This window comes from Acidocella sp., assembly GCF_052326845.1.
Taxonomy (GTDB): Bacteria; Pseudomonadota; Alphaproteobacteria; order Acetobacterales; family Acetobacteraceae; genus Acidocella.
In genome coordinates this window covers 1-3,333 of record NZ_JBKQJR010000125.1, presented here as the reverse complement: position 1 = coordinate 3,333, position 3,333 = coordinate 1, and the positions used below count along the sequence as shown (strand labels likewise).

3 protein-coding genes are annotated in these 3,333 nt (G+C 59.7%); 1 reads left to right on the top strand and 2 read right to left on the bottom strand.

Translation table 11 applies throughout. The features are described 5' to 3' along the window. The coding region (locus tag ACLPJJ_RS08205; RefSeq protein ID WP_443590468.1) for an ABC transporter transmembrane domain-containing protein at positions 1–1,424 on the bottom strand (1,424 nt) is incomplete at its 3' end. Positions 1,425–1,661: 237 nt separating this feature from the next. Between ACLPJJ_RS08205 and ACLPJJ_RS08200 the strand changes: the two genes are divergently transcribed. After that, positions 1,662–2,153, top strand: coding sequence for a GNAT family N-acetyltransferase (locus tag ACLPJJ_RS08200; protein WP_443590467.1), 492 nt, complete (start codon positions 1,662–1,664; stop codon positions 2,151–2,153). A gap of 383 nt (positions 2,154–2,536) precedes the next feature. Here the strand turns inward: ACLPJJ_RS08200 and ACLPJJ_RS08195 are convergent. Beyond that, positions 2,537–3,333 (bottom strand): class I SAM-dependent methyltransferase (locus ACLPJJ_RS08195; protein WP_443590466.1); only part of this gene is annotated, 797 nt, incomplete at its 5' end.

Below are 3,333 nucleotides of genomic sequence, written 5' to 3'. Positions count from 1 at the left end.
CCGACCTGCCCGATCGAGGCCTGGGCTTCCTGCACATCCACCATCAGCCCGGCGAGGCTGACCAGTGGCCCGGCGACGCGCCCGCCAAGCATCATGAAGCCGGTGAGGCTGCCGGCATCGACCGGACTATTGGTATGCAAAGCGATATAGGCGCCAAGCGTGATCGCGCCATAGCCGCAATAGCGTTGCAGCGGCATGGCGAGCGTCGCCGGCCAGTTGGCGAGGCGCCCGGCCTCCACATGCAGTTCCGCCACCTCGGCCACGCGCCTGTCCCAGTCCGTGGCGCGGGTGAGTTCCAGCGCCAGCGCCTTCACGGTCTTGATGCCGTAGATCGACTCCACCAGCACCGAGCCCTTGCCCGATTCCGCGGCGATGATCCTCCCGGTCATGACCGCCAGCGGGCGCAGGAAGGCGGCGATGACGGCGGCGATCAGCGCCGCGGCGATCAGCACCGTCCAGGCCAGTGTGGCATTCATGAAGAAAAGCAGCGGCAGCAGGATGCACAGCATGAACAGGTCGATGAACGTGTTCATTAGCTTGCCGGTGAGGAAGTCGCGCACCTGGTTGACCTGGTTGACCTTGTAGGCCAGTTCGCCTGCCTGCTGGCGCTCGAAGAACTCGATGGGCAGCGAGAGCAGGCGGTCAAAGATCATCAGGTTCAGCCGGGAATCCAGCTTGGCGGCGAGGATCACCTCCATCAGCTTGCGGCCCCAGCTCAGCGCCATCTCGAAGCCGATCGCGACGAAAAGCAGGATGATGACAAGATCCAGCGTCGCCGTGCCATGATATTGCAGCACCGTGCCGATCACGTTCATCACCGCGAAGATCGGCACCAGGCTGAGGATGGTGATGGTGATCGAGGAAATGGCGATATCGCGCATGATGCGCTTGTCGGCCCAGACCAGCCGGGCGATCAGCCCGAGATTGAACACCGGTTCGCCTTCCTGCCCGCCGCGCCTGGCGCGGATCAGCAGCGTGCCGCCGCTCCACACCCGCTTCAGCCCCAGCTCGTCCACGGCGACCACCTGGGTGCTCCCGTCGCCGCGAGGGTCGCGCAGCAGCAGCAGACCGCGCTCGCGGTCGCGGCCCACAACCAGCGCCGCGCCGCCGTCGTCGAGCAGCAGCACGACCGGCGCCGGATCGTCGATTTTCATCAGTTGCCGGAAATTCATCGGCACGCCGCGGACCCACAGCCCGGCTTCGCGCAGCCACTCCACCAGCACGGGCGGGGAGGGCGCGGGCTCATCCGGGCGCAGGCGCAGGCTCTCGGGGTTCATCTCCACGCCATGGTAGCGCGCGGCGAATATCACCGCTGCGAGCCGGGCCTGCGCCAAAGGATCGGCGCCGAGGGCCGCGTCATTCAGGGCGGAGACGTCCGGATTTCCGGTGGGGCCTGCTCCGGAGCTGCGCGTCGTATCGGTCATATCGTCTTACCCTTTTTACGCGGCATGGCATATCTTGCCCGGTCTGAGCGGCCCGGGCTTTTTCGCTTATGCCCGAAAATTTCGCGCCTGCACAACGCCCTGGTTCAAGGCCGGAGATTGGCGGCTGATTTTGCGGTAAAACATGCTTGGACGGCCTGATGCCTGGAGTCCTTTCCACCCGGTGGCGGATTTGCCATGTTCAGGCGCAGCGAAGGCAATGACGGACCGGGAGTGGACATGGAGATTTTTGACGCCAGCGAGGATGATCTGCCGGGGATCCAGGCGATCTACGCGCATCATGTGCTGAATGGCACCGGCTCGTTCGAGGCGGTACCCCCTTCGCTGGAGGAGATGACGGCACGGCTGGCGGCGAATCGCGCCGCGGGCTTTGCCTGGCTGGTGGCGCGCGATGCCTCGGGCGTGCTCGGCTTCGGCTATTACGGCCCGTTCCGCGAGCGCGCGGCCTATCAGTTCACCGTGGAGGACAGCGTGTATGTGCGCGAGGGGCTGCGCGGCCAGGGTGTGGGCAAGGCGATCGTCGCCGCGCTGATCGAGCGTGCCCGCGCCGGAGGGGCCAAGCAGATGCTCGCGCTGATCGGGGATTCCGAGAATGTCGCCTCGATCGGCGTGCACGCCAGCCTGGGGTTCCAGCAGATCGGCATCATGCGCAAGGTCGGCTGGAAGTTCGAGCGCTGGCTCGATGTGGTGGTGATGCAGAAGGGGCTGTAACAATACAAAAGGAGGTAACGGTCAGGCCGGAATTTCGGGTTTGGCCGTGACCTCCCGGCTGTTCCGGGGGGATATCTGCCGGGCCGCTTCTGGATCATGGCTTTGAATACCGGACATTCGGCTCGCCGCTGGGAGCGGGCCGTCCGGTTTTGGTGCGGCGCGCGCCAGATGTAGGCATTCGCACCGGATTTCCGCACCAGAAAAAGCCGCTTCCAGCCGGGGCTTTGTGCTGGTGCATATTTCGTGAAATTCGTTCCGATTAAAAATCATAAACAGGTTTGTGGATAAACCTAGGGGCTTCCTCTGTATGGCGCGGCATTTGTCGCAGGTTGTTTTCGAACGGATACTTAATGGCGTATTAAGCGGATTGCTCAGATAGGTATTCACTTCGTGAGCTTCGCAATAATGTTATGCTCCTCAGTCCAGACCTCCCCTTCTCGGAATGAAAAGTCAAAATAGTAGTGCCCATTTTTGAGCCAGTATGGTCGGCCATGAATGAAGAAATCGAAGTTGAGTGGATGGAACCCTCGTACATGCGTTGGGTCTATTACATGCCAAGGACTTCCGAAGATGGGCACCCGAAGATGTAAAACTCCGCCTGGTGCCAAGATGCGATGGCACTCACGGAGCCAGTGCTCTGGCATCAGTTGCAAATGCTCAAAGACGTCGAGTGCAAGGATTTCTGAACAACTCTCGTCTGCCCATGGCCATGGCAATTCGTTCAAATCGTGCACTATATCGACATGGGACGAATGTCGGCTCCGATCATGGTGCTCATACCCAGCCGTCGGTGCCATTCCGCATCCGAGTTCCAATTTTTTAACCGTCTGCATTGAGCTTTCTGTATTCTGACGAAAAAAATCTTGACTTTCCAATAAGTTGCTCACGAATTTGAATGCTCGACCATATTTTTCTAGATGCCCGCCCGTAGATAGGGCATCGGTCTGGCTATGTTGAAGCCATCCGCTGACCATATACGGGTGTTCATCATCAGGACAATTATAAAGATACATCGGAATTTTTTTCATATTGAAATACATCGACAAAACGATGTCATCGCTTCGGCGACAGTCTTCATTTTCGGATGTTATTCTTACGTACTCTTCAAAATCGGTTTCAATTGAACCTGGTGGATAAAGCACCCCACCAAACGCTTCAAAAAACGAAACTCGTCGCTCAC